General features: G+C 72.2%; 24 protein-coding genes and 1 pseudogene. 14 read left to right on the forward strand and 11 right to left on the reverse strand.

The window, feature by feature from the left end:
* The first annotated feature begins 8 nt into the window (after nt 1–8).
* Nucleotides 9–656: a CAP domain-containing protein gene (locus tag ACH4E7_RS16385; protein ID WP_396249722.1), complete on the forward strand. Its 648-nt coding sequence runs from the start codon at nt 9–11 to the stop codon at nt 654–656.
* Nucleotides 657–1,209: 553 nt separating this feature from the next.
* Here ACH4E7_RS16385 and hemC read toward each other — a convergent pair.
* The 4 genes from hemC to ACH4E7_RS16405 form a co-directional block, all read right to left on the reverse strand.
* Nucleotides 1,210–2,145: a hydroxymethylbilane synthase gene (hemC, locus tag ACH4E7_RS16390; RefSeq protein ID WP_396249723.1), complete on the reverse strand. Its 936-nt coding sequence runs from the start codon at nt 2,143–2,145 to the stop codon at nt 1,210–1,212.
* A 41-nt stretch (nt 2,146–2,186) separates the two neighbouring features.
* Nucleotides 2,187–2,402 (reverse strand): hypothetical protein, encoded by a 216-nt coding sequence (locus tag ACH4E7_RS16395; protein WP_396249724.1) that lies wholly within the window; start codon nt 2,400–2,402, stop codon nt 2,187–2,189.
* A gap of 92 nt (nt 2,403–2,494) precedes the next feature.
* Nucleotides 2,495–4,807, reverse strand: a complete 2,313-nt coding sequence (locus ACH4E7_RS16400; RefSeq protein WP_396249725.1) for an ABC transporter permease — start codon at nt 4,805–4,807, stop codon at nt 2,495–2,497.
* The gene (locus tag ACH4E7_RS16405; RefSeq protein WP_396249726.1) at nt 4,804–5,529 is read right to left on the reverse strand and encodes an ABC transporter ATP-binding protein; all 726 of its coding nucleotides are present in this window, start codon (nt 5,527–5,529) and stop codon (nt 4,804–4,806) included. Before ACH4E7_RS16405 ends, ACH4E7_RS16400 begins: the two co-directional genes overlap by 4 nt.
* Before the next feature lie 140 nt (nt 5,530–5,669).
* Between ACH4E7_RS16405 and ACH4E7_RS16410 the strand changes: the two genes are divergently transcribed.
* From ACH4E7_RS16410 to ACH4E7_RS16435, 6 genes are all read left to right on the forward strand, one after another.
* The gene (locus ACH4E7_RS16410) at nt 5,670–6,512 is read left to right on the forward strand and encodes a sensor histidine kinase (RefSeq protein WP_396249727.1); all 843 of its coding nucleotides are present in this window, start codon (nt 5,670–5,672) and stop codon (nt 6,510–6,512) included.
* Nucleotides 6,509–7,225, forward strand: a complete 717-nt coding sequence (locus ACH4E7_RS16415; protein WP_396249728.1) for a response regulator — start codon at nt 6,509–6,511, stop codon at nt 7,223–7,225. Before ACH4E7_RS16410 ends, ACH4E7_RS16415 begins: the two co-directional genes overlap by 4 nt.
* Before the next feature lie 187 nt (nt 7,226–7,412).
* Nucleotides 7,413–8,618, forward strand: coding sequence for a cytochrome P450 (locus tag ACH4E7_RS16420; RefSeq protein WP_396249729.1), 1,206 nt, complete (start codon nt 7,413–7,415; stop codon nt 8,616–8,618).
* 138 nt (nt 8,619–8,756) lie between these two features.
* A complete protein-coding gene (locus ACH4E7_RS16425) occupies nt 8,757–9,914 on the forward strand; it encodes a type III polyketide synthase (protein ID WP_396249730.1) in 1,158 nt (385 codons plus the stop codon).
* Nucleotides 9,911–10,495, forward strand: coding sequence for an NUDIX domain-containing protein (locus ACH4E7_RS16430; RefSeq protein WP_396249731.1), 585 nt, complete (start codon nt 9,911–9,913; stop codon nt 10,493–10,495). The genes ACH4E7_RS16425 and ACH4E7_RS16430 overlap by 4 nt, the downstream gene beginning before the upstream one ends.
* Before the next feature lie 118 nt (nt 10,496–10,613).
* Nucleotides 10,614–11,060, forward strand: a complete 447-nt coding sequence (locus ACH4E7_RS16435) for an SHOCT domain-containing protein (RefSeq protein WP_396249732.1) — start codon at nt 10,614–10,616, stop codon at nt 11,058–11,060.
* Between the two features lie 114 nt (nt 11,061–11,174).
* Here the strand turns inward: ACH4E7_RS16435 and ACH4E7_RS16440 are convergent, their stop codons facing one another.
* Together ACH4E7_RS16440 and ACH4E7_RS16445 are read right to left on the reverse strand one after the other, a co-directional pair.
* On the reverse strand, nt 11,175–13,622 hold the full coding sequence (locus ACH4E7_RS16440; RefSeq protein ID WP_396249733.1) for a Tex family protein: 2,448 nt from the start codon (nt 13,620–13,622) through the stop codon (nt 11,175–11,177).
* Nucleotides 13,623–13,814: 192 nt separating this feature from the next.
* Nucleotides 13,815–14,393, reverse strand: a complete 579-nt coding sequence (locus tag ACH4E7_RS16445) for a hypothetical protein (protein WP_396249734.1) — start codon at nt 14,391–14,393, stop codon at nt 13,815–13,817.
* Between the two features lie 74 nt (nt 14,394–14,467).
* Here ACH4E7_RS16445 and ACH4E7_RS16450 point away from each other — a divergent pair, with 74 nt between their 5' ends.
* The 4 genes from ACH4E7_RS16450 (at nt 14,468) to ACH4E7_RS16465 (ending at nt 17,074) form a co-directional block, all read left to right on the forward strand.
* Nucleotides 14,468–15,367 carry an aminoglycoside phosphotransferase family protein gene (locus tag ACH4E7_RS16450; protein WP_396249735.1) on the forward strand — a complete coding sequence of 300 codons (900 nt, stop codon included), beginning with the start codon at nt 14,468–14,470 and terminating at the stop codon, nt 15,365–15,367.
* A 187-nt stretch (nt 15,368–15,554) separates the two neighbouring features.
* Nucleotides 15,555–16,016, forward strand: coding sequence for a DUF6232 family protein (locus ACH4E7_RS16455; RefSeq protein ID WP_396249736.1), 462 nt, complete (start codon nt 15,555–15,557; stop codon nt 16,014–16,016).
* Nucleotides 16,013–16,336, forward strand: coding sequence for a hypothetical protein (locus ACH4E7_RS16460; RefSeq protein ID WP_396249737.1), 324 nt, complete (start codon nt 16,013–16,015; stop codon nt 16,334–16,336). Before ACH4E7_RS16455 ends, ACH4E7_RS16460 begins: the two co-directional genes overlap by 4 nt.
* Nucleotides 16,337–16,441: 105 nt before the next feature.
* Entirely contained in the window at nt 16,442–17,074 is a 633-nt protein-coding gene (locus ACH4E7_RS16465; RefSeq protein WP_396249738.1) for a TetR/AcrR family transcriptional regulator, read from the forward strand.
* 170 nt (nt 17,075–17,244) lie between these two features.
* On the opposite strand, the gene ACH4E7_RS16470 is transcribed toward ACH4E7_RS16465, so the two are convergent.
* Nucleotides 17,245–18,180 carry a pentapeptide repeat-containing protein gene (locus ACH4E7_RS16470; RefSeq protein ID WP_396249739.1) on the reverse strand — a complete coding sequence of 312 codons (936 nt, stop codon included), beginning with the start codon at nt 18,178–18,180 and terminating at the stop codon, nt 17,245–17,247.
* A gap of 131 nt (nt 18,181–18,311) precedes the next feature.
* On the opposite strand from ACH4E7_RS16470, the gene ACH4E7_RS16475 reads away from it, so the two are divergent.
* A complete protein-coding gene (locus ACH4E7_RS16475; protein ID WP_396249740.1) occupies nt 18,312–18,962 on the forward strand; it encodes a GNAT family N-acetyltransferase in 651 nt (216 codons plus the stop codon).
* Between the two features lie 24 nt (nt 18,963–18,986).
* On the opposite strand, the gene ACH4E7_RS16480 is transcribed toward ACH4E7_RS16475, so the two are convergent.
* Both ACH4E7_RS16480 and ACH4E7_RS16485 read right to left on the reverse strand, forming a co-directional pair.
* On the reverse strand, nt 18,987–19,781 hold the full coding sequence (locus ACH4E7_RS16480; RefSeq protein ID WP_396249741.1) for an SGNH/GDSL hydrolase family protein: 795 nt from the start codon (nt 19,779–19,781) through the stop codon (nt 18,987–18,989).
* 231 nt (nt 19,782–20,012) lie between these two features.
* Nucleotides 20,013–20,366, reverse strand: a pseudogene (locus ACH4E7_RS16485) (winged helix-turn-helix transcriptional regulator); the annotation flags it as partial.
* A gap of 97 nt (nt 20,367–20,463) precedes the next feature.
* On the opposite strand from ACH4E7_RS16485, the gene ACH4E7_RS16490 reads away from it, so the two are divergent.
* Nucleotides 20,464–21,678, forward strand: coding sequence for a pyridoxal phosphate-dependent aminotransferase (locus ACH4E7_RS16490; RefSeq protein ID WP_396249742.1), 1,215 nt, complete (start codon nt 20,464–20,466; stop codon nt 21,676–21,678).
* Nucleotides 21,679–21,696: 18 nt separating this feature from the next.
* The gene (locus tag ACH4E7_RS16495) at nt 21,697–22,029 is read left to right on the forward strand and encodes a YnfA family protein (protein ID WP_396249743.1); all 333 of its coding nucleotides are present in this window, start codon (nt 21,697–21,699) and stop codon (nt 22,027–22,029) included.
* 84 nt (nt 22,030–22,113) lie between these two features.
* On the opposite strand, the gene ACH4E7_RS16500 is transcribed toward ACH4E7_RS16495, so the two are convergent.
* Nucleotides 22,114–23,781, reverse strand: coding sequence for a fibronectin type III domain-containing protein (locus tag ACH4E7_RS16500; protein WP_396249744.1), 1,668 nt, complete (start codon nt 23,779–23,781; stop codon nt 22,114–22,116).
* A gap of 211 nt (nt 23,782–23,992) precedes the next feature.
* Nucleotides 23,993–24,247 (reverse strand): hypothetical protein, encoded by a 255-nt coding sequence (locus tag ACH4E7_RS16505; RefSeq protein WP_396249745.1) that lies wholly within the window; start codon nt 24,245–24,247, stop codon nt 23,993–23,995.
* Nucleotides 24,248–24,338: the final 91 nt, after the last annotated feature.

Consider the following 24,338-nt stretch of genomic DNA (forward strand, 5'->3'; position numbering starts at 1 on the left):
AGAATGCCTTGACCGCACGTCCGATCCGCAGGATCGTCCTCGCCGCAGCCGCGGCGACCATGGCCGTGATGACGGCAGCACAGCCCGTGTGGGCCGACGGACAGTCCCCGCGGACCATGTCGGACCAGACGACTTCCGACTTCCAGAACGAATGCCTCACCGCGATCAACGCCTACCGGGCCAAGCACCAGGCATCGCCGCTCACCATCGACCAGAAGGCCGTGGACCACGCCAAGACCCGGGCGCTGCGGAGTTCGCAGCCCGGCAACTTCAACCACGACGGCCTGGCCCCGGGGTACGGCGAGAACCTCTACTGGGGTTCGCGCGGCACCCCTGACCCGAACACGCCGTACACGCCGAGCACCTGCAAGGCGGCCGTGGAGAGCTGGTACGGCCAAGCCGGGCACTACGACTTCAACAACCCCGGACCCGACCAGGCCTACGAGACGGGCAGCTTCACCCAGCTCGTGTGGAAGGCCACGACCGCCGTCGGCTGCGCGAGGGTGGGCGGGGCGCGCGAAGGCGGCCCCGCCGGCGATGGCTTCTACTGGCACGACACGTTCATCGCCTGCGACTTCACCCCGCCCGGCAACTTCTACGTGCAGGGCGAGGCCGCGAGCGCCTACACCAAGAACGTCCTGCCGGCCAGGTCGTAGCGACTGATCGGACGCCGCTGGGCATCCGCCACCGTGGGCAGCGCCCTGCCCACGGTGGCGTGGCGATCGCCTCAGCGACCGGGGTCAGCCACCGCCTCCGGCTGTCGCCGCCGGCGACGCCCAGGCGCCTCCCGGTCGCCTGGGCGGTCAGAGTGTGGACGCCGTCGCCGAGCGGGTCGAGCCGCTCCAGCAGCTGGGCGGGGGTGGGCCGGTCCTGCGGGCGGCGGGCCAGGCAGGCGGCGACGACCGGGCGCAGCGCCTCGGGCACGCGCGTGAGGTCCGGCTCGGTGTACATGATCCGGTAGAGCAGTTCCTGCGGGTTGCCGCCACCCCCGTACGGGTCGCTCCCGGCGGCGTGGCAGAGCACCCGCCCGAGGCTGAACAGGTCACAGGCCGGGCCGACCGGCTCGCCCGCGATCGATCCGCACTCTTTGAATCAACACCGCCTGACGCAACGTCAGTTGCGGCGTCGTGCAGACCGAATCATGTCAGCAGCGGGCGCGGCGGAAAAGATCGCGCCGGTAAAGCCTGACCCCCGGGACCGGGAGCGGCCTCAGTGCGGGATCGAGGCGATCAGCTCCTGCGCCCCCTGCCGCTTGAGCGCCAGCGCCACCGAGGTGCCGAGGTCCTCCGGGCTGAGCGCGCCAGCCCACTCGTGGGCGTCCAGCACCCGCTTGCCGTCCGGGGTGAAGACCCGGCCGCGCAGCGAGAGGCGGCCGTCCTCCTCGGCCTTGGCGTAGCCGGAGATCGGGCTGTTGCAGTGACCCTGCAGCACGTGCAGGAACATCCGCTCGGCCGCCGCCTCGCGCCAGGTGCCGGGGTGGCCCAGGCCGGTGACGGCCTCGATGGTCGCGGCGTCGTCCTCGCGGCACTGCAGGACGAGGATGCCGGCGCCGATCGGCGGGCACATCTCCTCGACGCCGAGGACCTCGGTGATCCGGGCCTGCTCGCCGATCCGCTCCAGGCCGGAGACGGCGAGCAGCAGCGCGTCCACGTCCCCCGCCGCCAGCTTGGCGAGCCGGCTGTTGGCGTTGCCGCGGATCGGGACGCACTCCAGGTGCGGGTGGGAGGCGGCGAGTTGGGCGACCCGGCGGACGGAGGAGGTGCCGAGCCGGGTGCCGGGCGGGAGTTCGGCCAGGGTCAGGCCGCCGGGGTGGACCAGGGCGTCGCGGATGTCGTCGCGGCGCAGGTAGGCGGCGAAGACGGTGCCGGCGGGCAGCGGGCGGTCGGCGGGTACGTCCTTGAGGCAGTGCACGGCGACGTCGGCCTCCCCGGCGAGCAGCGCGGCGTCGACCTCCTTGGTGAACGCGCCCTTGCCGCCCAGCTTGGCGAGGTCGCCGGTCCAGCGGTCGCCCGAGGTGGTGACCGGCACCACCTCGGTGCGCAGCCCCGGGTGCAGGGTGGCGAGTTCGGTGCGGACCCGCTCGACCTGGGCGAGCGCCATGGGTGAGGAGCGGGAGACGATGCGGATCAGCTCAGCGGTGGCCATGGCGCGATGATAGGCGCTCCGGCGTCACGCTTGATGGCACGTCAGATGATCGGCATACCGCCGGGAGATCGTCGTCCGCCGGTCACCAGTTCGTCCAAACCGCACAGTTGGTCGCCTGACAGGATACGGTCCGCGACCCGACCCAGGACCGCCGGGTCGACGCCGGGCAGCGGCAGGCTCTGCCCCAGCCGGAACAGCACGACGCCGCCGAGCGTGGTGGCCGCCCGACGGCCCGGGCCCGAGGAGTTGACGGACACCCGCCTCGCCGCGTCCCCCGGCGTCAACGGGAGTTGGGACGCGACGGGCGGCCGGGCGGTTCCCCGCCCGGCCGTCCCCCTCCTGCCGGACGTCACTCGTTGTGCAGCACCTCCGCGATCGGCAGCCGGGCCGCCGAGCGGGCCGGGACGAGCGCGCCGAGGACGGCGATCGCCACGCCCGCGAGGGCGAGGCCGGCCAGCAGCGGGGCACCCCAGACGTCGATCATCTTGTCCGAGAAGTGGATGATCGCGACGTTCTCGACGATCAACCGGTGCACCAGGATCCCGAGCGGGATGCCGATGATCCCGCTGGCCACGCCCTGCCAGGCCACCGAGGTGACCGTCATCGCGACGACCTGCCGGGGCGTCATCCCGATCGACTTGAGCATGCCGAGGTCGCGGCGGCGCTCCCGGATGGTGAGCAGCAGGGTGTTGAAGACACCGAGCGCGGCGACCACGGACAGCAGGACGGTGAAGGTCGTGCTGAAGGTCTGGATCGCGACGATCGACCCTTCCGTGCCCGGCGTGACCACCGAGGCCGACAGGCTCGGGTCGGCGGCCGTGACGGCCTTCTGGTAGGCCGCGGCATCGGTGCCGGCGGCGAGCCGCACGTCGTACTCGACCACATGCGGGTCGGGGGTGAGCAAAGCCCTGGTGGCGTCGTTGGAGGTGATCGCATTGGCGTTGCCTGCGGCCTCCTCGCCGACGAGGGTGACGGCGGTCTGCCGCCCGTCCAGGAGCAGGGTGACCCGGTCGCCGAGCTTGAGCCCGTGCTGGTCGAGGAAGGCCGGCCCGGCCTCGATCTCGCCCAGCCCGGTCGCCGGGCGGCCCTCGACCACGTTGAGCCGCCGGTGGTCGACCATGGCGTCGCCACCGTAGAAGTTGGCGAAGACGAGCTGGGGTTGGCCCACGATGCCGACCCGGACCAGCCCGCGGACGGAGACCTGGTCGGCGCCGGGGGTGGCCCGCAGCGTCGCCGTGGTCTGCTCCGGGGTCAGCCGGGGCGCGACCTTGTTCTCGGAGAAGGCACTGGTCTGCACGTCGATGTGGGTGTTGCGGTCGGGCGCGGCCATGGACTTGGCCAGGGTGCCGCTCACCCCGGTGGTCACGGTCACGGTGACCACGCCGAGCACGATCGCCGCCATGGTCAGCGCGGTGCGGGCCGGGCGGGCGAAGGGCTGGCCGAGGCCGAGGCTGACGGCGCGCGGCAGCCGGGTGCCGCTGAGCCAGCGCTGGACCTTCAACCCACGCCCGGTGCGCGGCGCGCTTCCGGCCGAGATGGCCTGGGCGGCGGAGAGCCGGCGGGCGCGCGAGGCGGGGACGAGGGCGGCGAGGGCGACCAGCAGCGGGACGCTGATCAGGGTGGCGGCGGGCAGCCAGCCGGCCGGCTCGATCACGGCGGTGCCGGTCGAGATCCCGGAGAAGGCGGCCAGGAGGATCGGGTACGAGGCCGCCCAGCCGGCCGCCGTCCCGAGGACGGTGCCGACGACCGCAGGAACCGAGACCATGGTCAGGTAGACGATGACCACCTGGCGCGGGGTGAAGCCGATCGACTTCAGGACGCCGATGTGCCGGTAACCGGAGACCACCGCACCGCTCACCACGTTGCCGACGATCAGCGCGGCGACCACCAGGCCGAGCACGCCGAAGACCGTCATCAGCGGCAGGTAGGCGTCGGCGCCCGCCGAGAAGGCCTGCTTGAGCACCAGGTACGACTGCGCGCTGGCAACGGCGTCCTTGGGCAGGCCCTCGGTGGTGTTGCCGAGCGAGGCAGTGAGCTGCTGCTCGGTGCCCGCGTCGGTGAAGCGGTAGAGCATCTGCCGGGCGGTGGGGTGCAGGGCGGCCGCCTGCTCGGGGGTGACCCAACCGCCGGAGGACTGGCTCATGTCGGTCGCGAAGCCGACGATGGTGAGCTTCAGCCCCGTGCTGGTGGTGAGCTGATAGCCGAGGTTCCACGCCCCGCTGCCCCCGCCCGGGTTGTTGATGACCACCTCGCCGGGCGCGGTGGCCCAACGACCCGCCAGCAGATCCACCCGGTCCACCGGCGCGGCCGCCGGGTCGGCCCGGCCGACCAGGGTCAGCGGTCCGGGCGGACGGCCGACCCAGTCGGTGGGGATGGTCACCACGGCCTCGTCGAAGGGCCCGGCGGCCGCCTCGACGCCCGGCCGGTGGGCGGTGGCGGCCAGCTGCTCCGCCGAGGCCTTGGCCGGGTCGAACAGGGCGGTGACGTGCGCACCGTGCTCGGCCTCGAAGGCGGCGTCGAAGGGAGCCCGGGCGGCACTGATCACCGCCAGGGCGAGCAGCACGGTCGCGGTGGAGCAGAACACCACCAGCCCGATCACGATGGTCTGCACCCGGCGGCGCTTCACCGCCGCCCGGGAGGCGCGCCACACAGCACCACTCACGACTGGGCCTCCAGCATCCGCTCGCGCGCCACCTTGCCGTCCGCGACCTCGACCAGCCGACTGGCGCAGCGGGTGGCCAGGTTGGGGTCGTGGGTGACGATCAGCAGGGTCTGCCCGATCTGGTTGAGGTCGATCAGGAGGTCCATCACCTGCTCGCCCGAGCGGCTGTCCAGCGCGCCGGTCGGCTCGTCGGCGAGCAGCAGCGCCGGACGGTTCATCAGGGCGCGGGCCACCGCGACGCGCTGGCGCTCGCCGCCGCTGAGCGAGGCCGGGTAGACGTCCTTGCGGTGGGCGACGCCGAGCTCGTCCAGCAACTCAAGTGCTCGGCGCCGCGCCTGTTTGGCCGTGGTGCCGGTCAGCTGGGCGGCCAGCGCGACGTTGTCGAGGGCCGGGAGGTCGTCGATCAGGTTGAAGAACTGGAAGATCATGCCGATGTGGCGGCGGCGGAACAGGGCCAGCCCGTTCTCGTTCAGCTGCCCGAGGTCCTGCCCCTGCACCCGGACGGTGCCGGAGCTGGGCCGGTCCAACCCGGCCACCATGTTGAGCAGGGTGGACTTGCCGCACCCCGAGGGGCCCATCACGGCGACCGCCTCGCCCGCCCGGATCCGCAGGTCGACGCCGTCGAGCGCCTTGGCGTCGCCGAACTCCTTGTGCACCCCGGACAGCTCGACGACGACCTGCGCGTCGTCCGGCCGGATGGTCCCGTCGTGGTCGTTGCTCATGGTCGACGACGGTAGGCGCGGCGGCCCCGGCCGGGCGTCCCACCCCAGGTGTAACCGCAGGTCGCCGTAGTACCGGGGATGTACGGGGGCAGCACCCCCGGATGATGTCGATCAAGCACTGACCTGGAAAGCTGGCCCTCGTGTGGGGAACGGGGACGGAATGGGCCGCGATCGCGGTGGCGGGCACGGCGTGCGCGGGCGCCGGGTGGCTGGGCGTCGCGCTGATGCGGGCGCGGCGGCTGTACCGGGCGGCGATCGGCGAGCGCGGCTGGCTGCTGGAGCGGGAGCGGGAGAGCGCCGCCAGCGCCGCCGTGGACGCCGAACGGGCGCGGATCGCCGCCGAGTTGCACGACATCGTCAGCCACAATGTGAGCCTGATGGTGGTGCAGGCCGGGGCCGCGCGCGAGGTGCTGGCCACCATGCCGGAAGAGGCCGCGGCCGCGATGGGCGCGGTCGAGGCGGCGGGCAGGGACGCGATGACCGAGCTGCGGCATCTGCTGGGCCTGCTCGCCCCGGCCGCGGACGGCACCGAGGAGCCGGAGCAGGAGGGCTTCTCACCGCAGCCGAGCCTGACCAGGCTGAGCCCGCTGATCGACCGGTTCGCCTTCGCCGGGCTGCCGGTCGAGGTCCGGATCTCCGGCGAGCCGAGGCCGCTGCCCGGTGGCATCGACGTGACGGCGTACCGGATCATCCAGGAGGCGCTGACCAACGCGCTCAAGCACGGGGACGGGGTGACGGCTGAGGTGACGGTGCGGTACGCGGACCACTACCTGCGGGTGGAGGTGCTGAACAGCGGGCCGAGCGTGCTCTCCGGCGCGCCCGCCGCGCCCGTGCGCAAGGACCGGCCGGAGCCGGACGGCGCCGGGCGCGGGCTGATCGGCCTGCGCGAGCGGGTCGCGGTGTACGGAGGGGACCTGGACGCCCGGCGCCGGATCGGCGGCGGCTACCGGGTGCGCGCCCGCATCCCGCTGGACCGACCGTGACGGGGGCGACCGTGGAGCCGACCGAGCAGCGCCGCCCCCGGGTGGTGATCGCCGACGACCAGGAGCTGGTCCGCACCGGCTTCCGGATGATCCTCACCGCACGCGGCATCGACGTGGTCGCCGAGGCCTCCGACGGCGCCGAGGCGGTGGCCGCGGCCGTGCTGCACCGGCCCGACGTGGCCCTGCTGGACATCCGGATGCCGGTCATGGACGGCCTGGAGGCCGCCCGCCGCATCCTGGCCCAGGCCCCCGACTGTCGGGTGATCATGCTGACCACCTTCGACCTCGACCACTACGTCTACGCCGCGCTGTCCGCGGGGGCCAGCGGCTTCCTGCTCAAGGACGTCACCTCGGCCCATCTCGCCTCCGCCGTACGACTGGTGGACACCGGCGACGCCCTGCTCGCCCCCTCGATCACCCGTCGGCTGGTCGAGCGCTTCGCGGCCGGCTCCCCGCACCCCGCCGCCCGCGGCTCGGACGCGCCCCGGCTGCACCGCGACCTCGCACCGCTCACCCCGCGCGAGGTGGAGGTACTCGGGCTGCTCGGACGCGGCCTGTCCAACACCGAGTTGGCGACCGAACTGACCCTGAGCGAGTCCACGGTGAAGACGCATGTCGCCCGGATCTTCGCCAAGTTGAATCTGCGCGACCGGGCCCAGGCGGTGGTGCTCGCCTATGAGACCGGACTGGTCTCGCCGGGCGACACCGACTGACCGTCAATTTCCTTATCAGCGAAGACAATTCTCATGACCATCATCTATCTCACTCGATAGTGGGAAGAGTTCGACGGATTCACATTTTTGCCAGTCCATGCGGGAACATCTGCATGTCCCTGCCCGAACCATGACGAACCGTTCGGGTCGGCATCACCCGGCATGACGAAGACAATTGGACAGGCCCGTGACCACCACCGCCCCCGTGTGGGACTGCCCCTTCCACCACACCGACGGCCTGGCGTTCGACCCCCTCCTCAAGCGGCTGCTCACCGAGGCCCCGATCGCGAGGATCCGACTGCCGCACGGCGAGGGCGCGGCCTGGCTGGCCACCCGCTACGAGGACGTCAAGGTGGTCACCGCCGACCGCCGGTTCAGCCGCGCCGCCGGCATCGGGCGCGACCTGCCGCGGATGACGCCCGCCGCGATCGCCCAGGCCGAGGCGATCAACCTGATGGACCCGCCCGGCCACAACCGGCTGCGCCGCCTGGTCGCCCAGGGCTTCACCAACCGCCGGGTCGAGCGGATGCGCGCCAGGACACAGGCCATCGTCAACGGCTACCTGGACGAGATGGAGGAACACGGCGCCCCGGCCGACCTCGCCCACTTCCTCTCCAGCCGGCTCCCGCTCCACACCATCTGCGAGCTCCTGGAGATCCCCGAGGAGGACCGCGCCCAGCTGCGAACGTGGGCGGTCGCGATGATGCGGATGGGCCCGGGCAGCCGGGAGGGCCAGGAGGAGGCCAAGGCGGGCCTGCGCGCCTACTTCACCGAACTCACCGCCGCCCGCCGCGCCGCCCCCGGCGAGGACCTGATCAGCGCGCTCGCCACCGCCCGCGACGGCGACGAGCTGCTGGACGACCAGGAGTTGGCCGTCATGGCCATGGTCCTGCTGGTCACCGGCCACGACACCAGCACCTACCAGCTCAGCAACATCACCTACACCCTGCTCACCCACCCCGAGCAGCTCGCCAAGCTCCGCGCCCAGCCGGAGCTGCTGCCGCAGGCGCTGGAGGAGCTGCTGCGCTTCATCCCGTTCCGCCAGGGCGTGGGCATCGCCCGGGTCGCCGTCGAGGACGTGGAGTTGGGCGGGTTGCTGATCCGGGCCGGCGAGGCCGTGCACGTCTCCTACCTGACCGCCAACCGGGACCCTGCGGTGTACGAGCGCCCCGACGAGCTGGACCTCGACCGCGGCGCGCCCACCCACATGGCCTTCGGCTACGGCCAGCACCACTGCCTCGGCTCGCATCTGGCCCGGATGGAGCTGCAGGTCGCCATCGGCACCCTGCTGCGGCGCTTCCCCCGGCTGCGGCTGGCCGTCGACCCGTCCGAACTCGATTGGGACTCCGGCTCGATCTGGCGCTTCCCGCGCGCGCTGCCGCTCGCCTGGTAGCCCCTCCCCACTTCGGCCGCGCGCCGCCTCGCAGCAGCGCGCGGCGCCCCCGTCCGACACATCCGTATTCCGCCCGCCGAGCGCGCCGCGTGCCCCCACCGGCCCGCCCGGGCCGGCCCCCATGGGGAGACCCACACCATGGCAACACTCTGCCGCCCCGCCATCGCCGTGCCCGAACACGTCATCACCCTCGGCGAGACCCTCGACCTGGCCCGCACCCTGCACGCCGGCCACCCCCGACTCGGCCTGGCCCTGCGGCTGATCGAGAACACCGGGGTGCGGACCCGGCACCTGGTCCAGCCGATCGAGCAGACCCTCACCCACCCGGGCTTCACCGCCCGCAACCAGGTGTACGAGCGGGAGGCCAAGGCCCGCGTCCCCGAGGTGGTCGAACGCGCCCTCAGACACGCCGAACTGGCGGCCCGGGACATCGACCTGATCCTCTACGTGTCCTGCACCGGCTTCATGATGCCGTCGATGACCGCCTGGCTGATCAACACCATGGGCTTCCGCTCCGACACCCGCCAGGTGCCGATCGCCCAACTCGGCTGCGCGGCCGGCGGCGCCGCCGTCAACCGGGCACACGACTTCTGCCGCGCCTACCCCGGCACCAATGTGCTGATCGTCGCCTGCGAGTTCTGCTCGCTCTGCTACCAGCCGACCGACCTCGGTGTCGGCTCCCTGCTCTCCAACGGCCTGTTCGGGGACGCGATCGCCGCCGTGGTGATGCGCGGGCACGGCGGCACCGGGGTGGAGATCGAGCGCAACGGCTCGCACCTCGTCCCGGAGACCGAGAACTGGATCTCGTACGGGGTCAGGGACACCGGCTTCCACTTCCAGCTGGACAAGCGGGTGCCCGGGACCATGGAGATGCTCGCGCCCGCGCTGCGCGGCCTGGCCGGGCAGCACGGCTGGGACGTCTCAGGGCTGGGCTTCTACATCGTCCACGCGGGCGGCCCGCGCATCCTGGACGACCTGTGCCACTTCCTCAACCTGGAGCCTGCGGCCTTCCGTTACAGCCGGGCCACGCTGACCGAGCGCGGCAACATCGCCAGTGCCGTCGTCTTCGACGCCCTGGCCCGGCTGTTCGCCGACGGCGGCGTGCCCGCGGGCACCCCGGGGCTGATCGCCGGCTTCGGACCGGGCATCACGGCCGAGATCTCACTGGGCAGTTGGGTCGGCGCCCCGGCCGAGCCGGAGCGCCGCCGGCCACGCGCCGTTTCCACCTCCGACATCACCCTCGTCCACCAGAGCGCCCCCCGCCGTTTCCCGGCCGGCACTACGATCACCGAATGACCGACACCACGGGCCGCACCGACACCTCCGCCAGAGCCGCCGAACTCGCCGCTCTGTTCCCGGCGTTGCACGCGCCGCAGTACTGGGCCTGGGGCCGCTACGACGCACAGTTCTCCACCGTGCTGCCGCCGGACGATCTGGTCACCAACATCCACCTGGTCGGCTTCGCCGACGGCGGCGTGGTGCTGTGCCGGGACGACCGGGACCACTGGTTCCTGCCCGGCGGCACCCGGGAGCAGGGCGAGTCCGTCGCCGCCTGCCTGACGCGCGAGCTGCGCGAGGAGGCCGGGGCCCGGCTGCTCGGCGAGCCGGCCTGGCTGGGCGCGCACCGCTGCCGCACCGACGACCCGGTGCCGTACCGTCCGTGGCAGCCGCACCCGGAGAAGGCCTGGCTGTGGGGCTGGGGCGAGGTCGCGCTGGACTCCACGCCGACCAATCCCGCGGACGGCGAGCAGGTGGTCGAGGTCCGGACCGTCCCGGCCGCCGAGGCGCAGCGGCTGCTGCTCACCGGGCACGACGCGTGGTGGGGCGAGCTGATCGGGCTCGCGGTGGAGCTGCACGAGCGGGCCGGTCGGGGCTGAGGCAGTCCCGTCGGCCCTCCGGCCGCCCCTCCGGTCGGTATTCCCGAGGCCTCGAAAGATCACTGGAACGGCGGAACACTAGGCGCCGATGCCCGTTTTGCGATGATATGACTCAGCCATGGACACCTACGCGTTGGCCGCATCGCTGGCCGCGGACTACCCGCTGCTCAACATCTTCTGGACGATGCTGGAGCTGTTCCTCTGGGTGCTCTGGTTCTTCCTGCTGTTCAAGATCATCACGGACATCTTCCGCAGCCACGACCTGAGCGGCTGGGGCAAGGCCGGCTGGCTGGTCCTGGTGATCCTCCTGCCCCTGATCGGCGTCCTGGTGTACCTCATCGCCCGCGGGCAGAGCATGGGGCAGCGGGACATCGAACAGGCCCAGAAGGCCGAGGCGGCGTTCAAGGCCTACGTCCAGGAAGCGGCCTCGACCGCGCCGGACTCGGGCAAGGGCGCCGGCGGCCGCAGCCATGTCGACGACCTGGCGACACTGGCGGACCTGAAGGAGAAGGGCGCCATCTCCGACGAGGAGTACCAGAAGGCCAAGGAGAAAATCCTGGTCTGATCAGTCTCTGATCGGACTGATCGAAGACTGATCGGTTTCCGATCGAGAAGACGGCCGGGGCCGGTGGGTGTTCCCGCACCCACCGGCCCCGGCCGTTTCCGCTGCCGCTACCGCTCAGCGCCGCCCGGAGCGCCGGTCGCCCGAGCCGCCGTCGCCGCCACCGGCCAAGCCCGCGCGGCGCAGCGCGTCCGCCATGGCGCTGTTGGCCGGCGCGCCGCCGCCGAAGCCACCCCGGTCGCCGCGGCCGCCCTGACCGCCCTGGCCGCCGCCGCGCCGCTCCTGGCGCGGCGGGCGGGCCTGCCGCTCGCCCCGGTCGCCGCCGCGGTCGCCCCGGTCGCCGCGCTCGCGGCCGACCTCGTCGTCCAGCCGCAGGGTGAGCCCGATCCGCTTGCGCGGCACGTCCACCGAGAGCACCCGGACCTTGACGATGTCGCCGGGCTTGACCACCTCGCGCGGGTCCTTGACGAAGTTCTTCGACAGCGCCGAGACGTGCACCAGCCCGTCCTGGTGGACGCCCACGTCGACGAAGGCGCCGAAGGCGGCGACGTTGGTGACCACGCCCTCCAGCACCATGCCGACCTCCAGGTCGCCGATCTTGTCGACGCCCTCCTTGAAGACGGCGGTGCGGAAGGCCGGGCGCGGGTCACGGCCCGGCTTGTCCAGCTCGCCGAGGATGTCGGTGACGGTCGGGACGCCGAAGGTGTCGTCGGCGAAGTCGGCCGGGCGCAGCGCGCGCAGCCGTTCGCTGTTGCCGATCAGCTCGCGCAGCTCCCCACCGGTCGAGGCGAGGATGCGACGCACCACCGGGTAGGCCTCGGGGTGCACGCTGGAGCCGTCCAGCGGGTCCTCGCCGCCGGGGATGCGCAGGAAGCCGGCGCACTGCTCGAAGGCCTTGGGGCCGAGCCGGGCGACGTCCTTGAGCTGCTTGCGGGTGCGGAACGGGCCGTTGGCGTCGCGGTGGGCGACGATGTTGTCGGCCAGCGTGGCGGTGACGCCGGAGACCCGGGTGAGCAGCGGCGCCGAGGCGGTGTTGACGTCCACGCCGACGGCGTTGACGCAGTCCTCGACCACGGCGTCCAACGAGCGGGAGAGCTTCACCTCGCTCAGGTCGTGCTGGTACTGGCCGACGCCGATCGACTTGGGGTCGATCTTGACCAGTTCGGCCAGCGGGTCCTGGAGACGGCGGGCGATCGAGACCGCGCCGCGGATCGACACGTCGAGGTCCGGCAGCTCCTGCGAGGCGAACGCGGAGGCCGAGTAGACCGAGGCTCCGGCCTCGCTGACCATCGCCTTGGTGAGCCCCAGCTCGGGGTGGCGCTTGATCAGGTCCTCGGCGAGCTTGTCGGTCTCCCGGGAGGCTGTGCCGTTGCCGATCGCGACCAGGTCGACGTGGTGCTTGCTCGCCAGCGCGGCCAGGGTGGCCAGGGCCGCGTCCCACTTGTTGGCGGGCTGGTGCGGGTAGATCGTCTCGTAGGCGACGACCTTGCCGGTGGCGTCCACCACGGCGACCTTCACGCCGGTACGGAAGCCCGGGTCCAGGCCCATGGTGGCGCGGGTGCCGGCCGGGGCGGCGAGCAGCAGGTCGCGCAGGTTGGCGGCGAACACGCGCACCGCCTCGTCCTCGGCCTCGGCGCGCAGCCGGGCCCGCAGGTCGATGCCCAGCCGGACCAGGATGCGGGTGCGCCAGGCCCAACGGACGGTGTCACCCAGCCACTTGTCGGCCGGGCGGCCGCGGTCGGCGATGCCGAAGCGGCCGGCGATGCGCTGCTCGTAGTCGTTCTCGCCGGGCAGGTCCCCCTCGGACTCGCCGTCGTAGGGCGAGAGTTCGAGGTCGAGCACCTCCTCCTTCTCGCCGCGCATCATCGCCAGGATGCGGTGCGAGGGAAGCTTGGTGTAGGGCTCGGCGAAGTCGAAGTAGTCGGCGAACTTGGCGCCGTCGCCCTCCTTGCCGTCACGGACCCTGGCGACCAGGCGGCCGCGGGTCCACATCCGCTCGCGCAGCGAGCCGACCAGGTCGGCGTCCTCGCCGAAGCGCTCGACCAGGATCGCCCGGGCACCCTCCAGGGCGGCCGGGCCGTCCGCCACCGACTCGCCCAGGTACCGGGCGGCGAGCACGGCCGGGTCCTGCGTCGGGTCGGCGAGCAGGGTGTCGGCCAGCGGCTCCAGCCCTGCCTCGCGGGCGATCTGCGCCTTGGTGCGCCGCTTGGGCTTGAAGGGCAGGTAGATGTCCTCCAGGCGGGCCTTGGAGTCGGCGGCGAGCACCTGGGCGCGCAGCGCGTCGTCCAGCTTGCCCTGGGCCTCGATCGACTCCAGGACGGCCGCCCGGCGGTCCTCCAGCTCGCGCAGGTAGCGCAGCCGTTCCTCCAGGGTGCGCAGCTGGGCGTCGTCCAGCGACCCGGTGACCTCCTTGCGGTACCGGGCCACGAAGGGGACGGTCGCGCCGCCGTCGAGCAGGTCGACGGCCGACTTCACCTGCCCCTCGCGGACGCCCAGTTCCTCGGCGATCTTCCGCTCGATCGCCTGCTGGGCCTGCCGGGCCCCCTGTTCGACTGGCGTGGTCACGAAGCCGGTCACCTTCTCCTTCAGAGCGTTCGCCGTACGCCCTGCATTCTGGCAGGTACCGGTGACGGCTCCCGGCCGCACCCGGGGCGGCGGGCGTGGCGCGGTCCCGCGGCGGCTCCAATCAGGCTTGAGCGGGCCAAAGTTGCGGCTTCCCACCCCGACGGGCCGGGGCGGGGCGATCGGGGGTGCGGGTCACGCCAGCGTGAGCGAGCCGCTGGGCCGGCCGTCGGCGGCGAGTTCGATCACCTTCGTCCGGCTGCCGTAGGTCAACCTGATCCGGTCCGGCCCGTCCCAGGCCGCGTCGATCACGTCCCCGTACGTGAAGTCCGCGTAGGCGATCTGCCAGCGGCGGGTGGTCAGGCCGGTGCCCTGGTCGACGAAGATCCACTGTGCGGTACTGAGCATCCCGGACTGCTCCTGCCGGACGATCCGACGGTCCGACCGGTCGGGTGTCCCGTGCGTCGCCACGACCTGCGGGTAGTCGTGGAAGATCCAGACCGGGACCGTCGCCGCGGCCGTCAGCAGCACGCCGAGGCCCAGGACCACCCGGATCCAGGCTCGCCAGGTGACGCAGTACAGCACCACCAGCAGCAGCGGCAGCGCGACGGTGAACAGCAGCAGCGGCCGGTCGAACCACTCACGCAGCACCAACAGCCCGCCCTGGCGTCCGCCGTAGTCGCCCACCGCGCCCAGCAGCGTGAGCAGCGCCAACGCACCCAGCGCCGCGCGCAGTGCCCGGCGCTCCCCGTCCGGCCGCTGACTGATCACCATCTCCTCACCTTATCGGGCCCGGTAGTTCGGGAATCCGGCTGAAGCCCGGCGATCTGCGCTGTACGCTGCCGGGCATGTGCGCTGCCGCCCGGATGCACCCCGATGAACCGGTCGTCGACGCGGCCCTGGTACGGCGGTTGCTCTCCGCCCAGTTCCCCGAATGGGTGGGTCTTCCGGTCACGCCGGTCGGGTCCGCCGGGACGGACAACGCGATGTTCCGGCTCGGGCCCGAACTCGCCGTCCGACTGCCCCGGGTGGAGTGGGCGGCCGGGGACGTCCGCCGGGAGCACCAGTGGCTGCCCCGACTGGCACCGAAACTGCCGCTGCCCGTCCCCGCACCGGTCGCCGTCGGCCGCCCCGCCGCCGGCTACCCGTGGGAGTGGTCGGTGCTGCGCTGGCTCGACGGCGTCAACCCGGCCGTCGGCGCCCTCGCCGCCCCCGACGCACTGGCCCGCGACCTGGCCGGCTTCGTCAACGCCCTGCGCGCCGCCGACCCCGCCGGCGGCCCGGCCGGGCACCGCAGCCTCCCGCTCTCCTCCCGGGACGGCGCCACCCGCGCGGCGATCGCCCAGCTGGCCGGCGCGATCGACACCGCCGCCGCAACCGCGCTGTGGGACAAGGCACTGCGCCTCCCCGCCTACGAGGGCCCACCGACCTGGATGCACGGCGACCTCACCCCCGGCAACCTGCTGGTCTCCAGAACCGGCCGGCTCGCCGCCGTCATCGACTTCGCCCTGATGGGCGTCGGCGACCCCACCGCCGACCTGATCGCCGCCTGGAACCTGCTCCCCGCCGCCGCCCGCCCCACCTTCCGGGCCGCCCTGCACGCGGACGACGCGATGTGGGCCCGCGGCCGCGCCTGGGCGTTCTCCATCGCCCTGGTGACGATCCCCTACTACCGCCACACCGACCCGGCCCTGACCGCCAACGCCCGCCACGTCGTCCGCGAGGTCCTGGCCGACCGCAGCGTCTAGACCTTCTGCTGCTCCTCCCCGCCGCGGGCTGGCCGACCCGCGGATGCGGATCGAGATCGGGGTGACCGCCCGCCGCCCGGCCGGGTGATCTTTCAACACTGCAAATTCCGCCTCCTGCCGTTGCTATGGTTTCCAGCAACTAGTGGCAGGGGGAGAGCACTTGGCATCCAATGGCACAATTGTCAGAGTGCACGGGCAAGCACTGTGGGTCGGCGGCAACATGTATCCACTGCGCCATATTGTCCATACACAGCAGACGATCTGGCCCGCACCTCGCCGCTCACGAACAATCGGCCGGTTCATCCTCCAGATGCTCTCATTGCTACTCGGCACCTTGGTTGTGCTGGCTGGTCATTTTCCGGACGGCGCAGGCGCATTAGTGGCGATCGTCGCTCTGATCTACCTTTGGCAGCTGGTCAAGCGACTACGCCAGAAGACGCTACACAAGCTGGCCATCGAGATGTCCAACGCCAAGACCACCGTCCTGACAAGCCACGATCGCCAAACGATCGAGAGCCTGGTTCGAATGATCACAGACGGGATCAACAATCCCCACGCCGAGTTCTCATTCCGAGCCCAGAACCTCCACGTCGGCGACAAGATCACCCAGCACGGCGACCACAACACCGGAAAGCGGGTCGGACTGTGAGCAACTCCTTCCACTTCGGCGACTCGGTCACCCAGCACGGCGACCACAACATCGGCATCGTCAAGAACCAAGGCCCAGTCGACCCGCAGGCCGCGCTCCGCGAGCTCGTCACCGCCGTCCACCAGTTGCGCGCACAGGTGCCGGCCGAGGACCGCGAGGTACTGGACGAGTCACTGGAGGCGCTGGGCGACGGCGCCGAGGCATCGCCGTCCACCCTGCGACGGGCGCTGCGCAACATCTCCGGGGTGGCCTCGCTGGTCCGGGCGGGCGCACCGGTGGTGGCGGCGGTCCGGCGGATCATGGAGTCCTTCGACTCCTGATCCCTCGATCCCGCCCCTCGCCCCCCGGCCCCGGCTTCCGATATCCCGACTGTCATACCGAGTGAGAAACCTGCCCCGGTCAACCGCTGCTGTTAGCCTGGCCCCATGAGCGGACTGCGGGAGCGCAAGAAGGAACGGACGCGGCAGGCCATCTCCGAGGCGGCCATCGCGCTCTTCCTGGAACACGGCTTCGACCAGGTGTCGGTGGCGGACGTCGCGGCCGCCGCCGAGGTCTCCAAGCCGACCCTGTTCAGCTACTTCCCCAGCAAGGAGGACCTGGTCGTCCACCGCTTCGCCGACCACCAGGAACAGGCCGCCGAGGCGGTCCGGGGCCGGGTCGACGGCGAGTCGGTGCTCGACGCCCTGCGCCGGGACTTCCTCGACGGCCTCGCCCGGCGCGACCCCGTCACCGGCCTCAACGACCACCCCCAGGTGCTGGCCTTCACCGCCCTGGTCTACGGCACCCCGAGCCTGGCCGCCCGGGTCGGCACCTACGTCGCCCGCGCCGAACAGTCCCTCGCCGACGCCCTGCGCGAGGCCCCCGACCTCGCCCCGCCGCACGAGCTCACCGCCCCCCTGCTCGCCGCCCAGGTCACCGCCACCCAACGCGTCCTCGCGCTGCGCAACTGGCACCGCATCCACGACAACGTCCGCACCGCCGACGACCTCCACCCCGAAGCCGTCGCCGACGCCACCCGCGCCTTCGACCTCCTCACCCGCGGCTACGCCGACGCCTGAACCGCGGTCGCGTTGCCGGCGGGCCGCCGTGGGACCGGTGAACGCCGGCGGCTCCGACGGTGCGGAGGCACCCCGGCGGGTTGCCGCGCGCGGGCCGACGGACCCGCGCGGGGCGGCCGGCGCTGCGAGGACCCGCTCCACCCCGAGTCGTGAACAGCGGCGAGGCGGGCCTACCGCCGACGCGGCCTGCCCGAGCGGCCGCCGCCCTGCGGCCCGGCCCCGCCACGGGACTTGCGCGGGGCGGCGGCAGGCACGGCGGCACTGACCGTCTCCGGCCAGTGGGTGGGGCGGGTGAGGGTGGCGGGGAGGCGGGTGGCGGCGTCACCGCGGGCGGCGTTGAGTTGGGCCTGGGTGAGGAAGAGGGCCGAGGTGAGGTCGGCGCCGGAGAGGTCGGCATCGCGCAGGTCGGCGCCGATCAGGTCGGCGAGGCGCAGGTCGGCGCCGGAGAGGTCGGCGGCGACGAGGAGGGCGCCGCGGAGGTTGGCGCCGCGCAGGTCGGCGGCGCGCAGGCGGGCACCGAAGAGGTCGGCGCCGCGGTGCTCGCGGCGACGGGGGACGGCGGCGCGGACGAGTTCGCTGGCGCGCAGCAGCAGGTCGCTGACCTGCCGGCGGTGGGCGGGGACGTCGACGGCGAGGATCTCCTCGGGGGTGCCGCCGGCCAGGCGGTCGGTCTCCTCCAGGGCCCGGCGCAGGTCGGCGTGGACCGGGCGGGCGGGCTCGAAGGCGAGTGCCTCGGTGAGGTACCAGAGGAGTTCGTGGAGCTGCCGCACGATCGGGAACACGTCGAACATCGGCTGGGCGCTCGCGGGTTCCTCGCGCCAGCCGACCCCGCCGAAGGTGACCTGGGAGACCCGCTGTCCGGCGCCGAAGCAGTCGTAGACGGTGCAGCCCTGGAAGCCGCTGTCCCGCAGCCGGGCGTGGATGCCGCAGCTGAAGTCGGTCCGCAGGTTGCGGCAGGGGGTGCCGGCGGCCTTGTCGACGGCGAAGTCGGCGGTGGCCGCGAACGGCAGGGCGACGCAGCAGAGCCCGAAGCAGCTGCGGCAGTCGGATAGGAGCGGGGTCGGCGCGGCCGCCGTCCGGTCCTGCGGCGGCTCGGTCTCGCGCACGTTCCGGGGTCCTTCCAGCAGCTGGGCGCCGGTCCGGCACCATGGAGCAGAAATCCTACTGGGCAGAACCACCCCCATGCCAGTAAGGTGTGCTACTGCAGATAGACTGTTACAAATGGGGGAGAGGCGGCATGCCGCAGCCGAGCGTCACCGAGCTGGTCCGGATGTGGATCAGCGGTTGGACCGTCTCCCGGGGCTCCGCCGATCCGGTGGAGCGGCCCTGGGGCTGGAGCATCGACGTCGGCGCGCCGGCCGGGGAGGTGGGCCGGCACGTGCTGCCCGAGCCGACCGAGGCCGAGGTCCGCAAGCTCGCCGAGACCATCACCGCGCCGACCACCTGGCTGAAGCTGTTCGCCGAGGACGACACGGTGCGCCCCTGGCTCGGCCCGCAGTGGCGGCTGAACCAGCCGGGCTTCCTGATGACCGTCCCGCTCTCCGCCGAGCGGCCCGAGCTCCCGACCGGCTACACCGTGACCACCTGGACCAGGGGCGGGATCCTACGCGCCCTGGTGCGCACCGAGGACGGACACCTCGCCGCCCGGGGCCAGGCGGGCCTGGCCGGCCCGGTGGCCGTTCCGGACCAGATCGTGACCGCCCCCGAGCAGCGCCGCCGGGGCCTGGGCTCGGTGGTGATGCGGACCCTGCAGTCCGCCGCGTACGAGACCGGTGCCCGCACCGGCGTGCTGGTCGGCACGGCAGCCGGGCAGGCGCTCTACACCTCGCTGGGCTGGACCACCCACGCCCCGATGGCGAGCCTGGTCCTGGAGAAGCAGGAGGACTGAAGCACGAGGACTGAAACCGTCGGACTAGCGGTACGGCAGCAGCTCGGGCCGCTTCGGCGGGCGGCCGTCGCCGGAGGAGCGGCCGGTGAGGCGACGGCCGATCCACGGGCCGAGGTGGGTGCCCAGCCAGCGGGCGTCGGAGCGCAGCCTCTCGGCCCGGCCGGTCGGGGCGGCGGGCGGCAGCGGGGCTCGCCAGTCGAAGGCGGCGGGGCGGCCGAGTGCCTCCAGCACGCCCTCGGCGACCCGGCGGTGACCCTCGGGCGACAGGTGCAGGCGGTCCTCCGCCCAGAGCCGGCGGTCGTCGAAGCAGGGCGCGGAGAACAGGTCGACCACCGCGAAGCCGTCCTGCTGCCCGAGTTCCTGCACGAAGGCCTTCATCCGCAGGATGGCGGGCAGCAGCCGGGCGCTGCCGGCCAGGCGACGGGTGGGGTCGGTGCTGGTGAACAGGACGACGGTGGCGCCGGTGGCGCGCAGGTCGGCGGCGCAGCGGCCGAGCAGCCGCTCGACCCGGTCGATGTCGCAGCCGGGGCGCAGCACGTCGTTGAGGCCGCCGGCCAGGGTGACGAGTTCGGCACCCATGGCGGCGGCGGTGGGGAGCTGCTCGTCGTGGATCTGGCCGATGAGCTTGCCGCGGACGGCGAGGTTGGCGTACCGGAAACCCCCGTCCGCCGGCCCCACCCGGTCCGTGCGCTCGGCCGCGAGTGCCGAGGCGAGCCGGTCGGCCCAGCCGCGGTGGTGGCCGTCGGACAGCAGGTCGTCGCACATGCCTTCGGTGAAGGAGTCCCCGACGGCGACGTAGCTGCGGTAGATGGTGGGCACGGACTGCCTCCGCTCTCCTGAGACGGCTTCGCGGTCCGACGATCGTACGTGCGCGCCCGCGGGCCTCAACGTCGGGGCCCCGGCGCTCATTCCGCGTCCAGTGCCCGTTTATCGGTCCGCGCCATCCTGGGGACACGGGGCGGCGGCCGGCAACGGGGGCCTTGCCGCCGCCCCTTCACGCGGCGGTCACTCCGCGACGACGGCCGCCTCCTCCACCGCGCTTCGAGCCGTGAACCAGTGCTCGCGCACCGCGTCGGTGGGCCGCTGTGCGCCCAGGGCGCCCAGCCCCCACGCCCCCAAGGCCTCGATCACCGGCCGCAGTTCGCGTCCGCGTTCGGTCAGCTCGTAGACCGTCGCGCTGGCTGGCCGTTCCAGCTTGCGCCGGACGGCGAGCCCCTCGCCCTCCAGCTGCTTGAGCCGGGCGGCGAGGATGTCGGTGGAGACACCGGGCAGGTCGGCGTGCAGGTCGGTGTAGCGGCGCGGGCCGCGGAGGAGTTCACGGACGATCAGGAGGCTCCAGCGCTCCCCCACCGCGTCCAGGGCGCGGGCGACGGCGCAGTACTGGTCGTAGCTTCGGCGTGACATGTGGATCAGCATAGCTAAGAGGTTGGACTTTCCAAGCGCCAGCTTGGTAGAACAAAGCAGAAGCAACGGAGCGGTGGTGACGGTCGGGAGGCCGCAGGTGGAGTTTCGGCAGTCCAGCAAGCTGAATGACGTGTGCTACGAGATCCGGGGGCCGGTGGTCGACCAGGCCAACGCCCTGGAGGAGGCGGGGCACAGCGTGCTGCGCCTGAACACCGGCAACCCGGCCCCGTTCGGCTTCGAGGCGCCCGAGGAGATCATCCAGGACATCATCCGCAACCTGCCCCAGGCGCACGGCTACAGCGACTCGCGCGGCATCCTGCCGGCCCGTCGCGCGGTGGTGCAGTACTACCAGCAGCGCGGGGTCCAGGGCGTCGACGTCAACGACGTCTACCTCGGCAACGGCGTCTCCGAGCTGATCCAGATGGCCGTCACCGCGCTGGTGGACGACGGCGACGAGGTCCTCGTGCCGATGCCCGACTACCCGCTCTGGACGGCCGTGGTCCGGCTGGCGGGCGGCAAGGCCGTGCACTACCTGTGCGACGAAGAGGCCGAGTGGTACCCGGACCTGGACGACATCGCCGCCAAGGTCACCGCCCGCACCAAGGCGATCGTCGTCATCAACCCCAACAACCCCACCGGCGCGGTCTACCCCAAGGAACTGCTGGAGGGCATCCTCGACCTGGCCCGCCGCCACCAGCTGATGGTGCTGGCCGACGAGATCTACGACAAGATCCTCTACGACGGCACCGAGCACCACTGCCTGGCGGCCCTCGCCGACGACGTGCTCACCCTCACCTTCAACGGCCTCTCCAAGGCCTACCGGGTGGCCGGCTTCCGCAGTGGCTGGCTGGTCGTCTCCGGCCCCAAGCAGCACGCCACCGACTACCTGGAGGGCCTGACCATGCTCTCCGGCATGCGGCTGTGCCCCAACGTGCCCGCCCAGTACGCCGTCCAGGCGGCGCTCGGCGGCCACCAGTCCATCAACGACCTGGTGCTGCCCGGCGGCCGGCTCACCGCGCAGCGCGACATCGCGGTCAAGGCGCTCAACGAGATCCCCGGCGTCAGCTGCGTCAAGCCCAAGGGCGCCCTGTACGCCTTCGCCAGGCTCGACCCGGCGGTGCACCGGATCGTCGACGACGAGCGCTTCGTGCTGGACCTGCTGCTGCGCGAGAAGATCCACGTCGTCCAGGGCACCGGCTTCAACTGGCCCCGCCCGGACCACTTCCGCTTCGTCACCCTGCCGCGTGCCGACGACCTGGAGACGGCGATCAACCGGATCGGGCGCTTCCTGGCCACGTACCGGCAGAGCTGAGCGCATACGCTCGGCACCATGACCGTCCTGCGTTCCGTCGCCCTGTTCGCCCTCGCCGCAGTCGCCGAGATCGGCGGCTGCTGGCTGGTCTGGCAGAGCGTGAAGGAGCAACGGACGTGGTGGCTGGCCGGGTTGGGGGTGGTGGCGCTCGGCGCGTACGGCTTCGTCGCGGCGCTGCAGCCGGACAGCCACTTCGGCCGGGTGCTGGCGGCGTACGGCGGGGTGTTCGTGGCCGGCTCGCTGCTCTGGGGCGTGTTCGTGGACGGCTTCCGGCCGACCCGCTACGACGTGCTGGGCGCGCTGATCTGCCTGGCCGGGGTCGCCGTGATCATGTACGGGCCCCGGCGCTGAGAACCGAGCGGGCCCCGCACGTCGAGGCCGCCCGACCTCGACGTCGGGGCCGCACCGCGCGGGGCCCGTCACACCGGTCGGGGCCTACCAGCCCCAGCCGCCGCCCTCGCCGTCGTCGTCGCGGCCGGATTCCCAGCCCTCGCCGACCTTGCGCAGGATGCTGTAGTCGTCGATCTGCTTGCCGTCCTCGGTCAACGCGGTGACCTTCATGACCGACTTCTGGCCCAGGTGCGCCGGGGTGACGTCGACCTTGATGAAGGAGTAGCCGGTGTAGCGCACCCGCGACCACTGGATGGTCTCGGGGGTCTTCACCCGGCCCTTGCTCCAGTAGTAGGTCTTGACCTCGTCCTGGTGGTTCTCGTGCCCCTCGTAGGTGTCCGGCACGTCGAACTTGTACAGGCTGCGGCCGGCCGCGCCCGCGGTCACGTAGACCACGCCGTCCTTCTCCGGCTCGATGACGGCGCCGCTCGGCACCTGCTTCGAGACCTTGTTGCCGAGGATGGCGTCGGTGCGCTCGTAGATGTGGTTGTGGCCGTTGATGACCAGGTCCACCCGGTACTTCTCGAACAGCGGCACCCAGGCCTCGCGGACACCGCCCTCGGAGGCGTGCGCCACCGTGGTGGAGAAGGCGCAGTGGTGGAAGAAGACCACGATGAAGTCGACGGTCTCGTCGCCGCGCAGGTCCTTGAGGGTGCGCTCCAGCCACGCGGTCTGCTTGCCCGCCGAGAGGCCCAGGTTGGCCGGGATCTCGTAGGAGACGTCGTTGGCGTCGAGGGAGATGACGCCGACGTTCTTGTAGCGGAAGCTGTAGACACCGGGGACCTTGCGCGGGTCCGGGCCGTTCTCCGGCAGGTAGAAGCGGGTGTTCTCGCCGCCGTAGCCGTTGGGCGAGTACCAGGCCTCGATGTCGTGGTTGCCGTACGCGACCATCCACGGCACGCTGGCGGCGACCGTCTCGGTCTGGACCAGGAAGTCGTCCCAGGTCCGGGCGTTGTAGACGGACTTGTCCGGGTCGGTGCCGGAACCGGCCGGGTCGGCGTAGCAGATGTCGCCGGCGTGCAGGTGGAAGGCCGGCTTCTGGGCCAGGATCACGTGGTCGTTGCCGGCCGCGTGCGAGCTGACGCCCTGGTCGCCGAAGGCGGTGAAGGTGAACGGCTCGTACGCCTTGCCCCAGCGGTGGTCTCGGGAGGGCGCGGTGCGGAAGGTGTGCAGGGTGGAGATCTGCTGCTGCGAGGCCGGGTCGAAGCCCTCGTGGCCGACACCGTAGTAGTAGGTGGTGTCGGGGTGCAGGTCCTCCAGCGCCACGTGCAGGTAGTACTGGTCCACCGGCTGGCTGTTCGGGGTCAGCGCCGGGGTGTGCAGGGCGCGGACCTCGGCCTGGATCTTGTGACTGAGGTCCCACGGGTGCTTGCCGAAGCGCAGGAACGGCTTCTTCACCGGGGCCGGGACCTGCCAGGAGATACGGAACTGGGTGTCCGGCTCGGGGCCGAACTGGAGGTGGCGCCCGATCGGCGCGACCAGCGAGCCGTCGATGCCGTCCGTCGTGCCGCCCGTCAGCAGCTGCGGGCCGGCCGGGGCCGCGACCGCGGTGCCGCCGCCCAGCGCACCGCCGACGGCGATGGCGCCCACGGTCACGGCGCCGGCGCGGAGCATCCGGCGGCGGGAGAAGCGGGCCCGCAGGTACTCGTGCTGCTCGGCCATGCTCATGCGGTCGGCAAGCTTGGCCGGCACGCCCATGTTGGGGATATCCATGCGCCGGACTCTGTCAGCGACGCGTTGACCGCACGCGGACTTCCGGTGAACGAGTGTCAGCGCATCCCCCACTCGAACACCAATGTTCGACCATGACTAGGTAAAGAGCATGTCCATACCGAATCGATGTCGGATCATGGGCCGCACTGGCGCGACGGCCTGACCCGGCGTCGCGACTGCACCCGGCCGCCGCGACACCGGCGAGTACGCCTCAGGCGGACGGCTCGTCCCAGTGGGGCGCGGCCCGGTCGCCGGTGCCGTCGCAGGTGCGGCAGATCTCGTCCCGGTAGGCCTGCCTGGCACCGGTCGCGTCCACCCGGTAGCGGACGTAAACCCCGGTGCCGTTGCAGAGGAAGCAGTTGCCGCCCCCTCCGCCCACCTCGGTGGTGCCGGTGCCCTGGCAGGTACGGCAGTTGAGGCCGGCGGTCCGGCCGGTGCCCGCGCAGATGCGGCAGACCGTCGTCATCGTCTTCCTCCCTTTGCGCGGAACCGCTCGATGCACCGGTCATGGTAGTGGTCCGGTCTCGCGGCCGCCCCGGGACTTCGATCTGACGATC

It is taken from the genome of Kitasatospora sp. NPDC018058 (assembly GCF_044327205.1).
In the GTDB taxonomy this organism is placed as follows: Bacteria; Actinomycetota; Actinomycetes; order Streptomycetales; family Streptomycetaceae; genus Kitasatospora.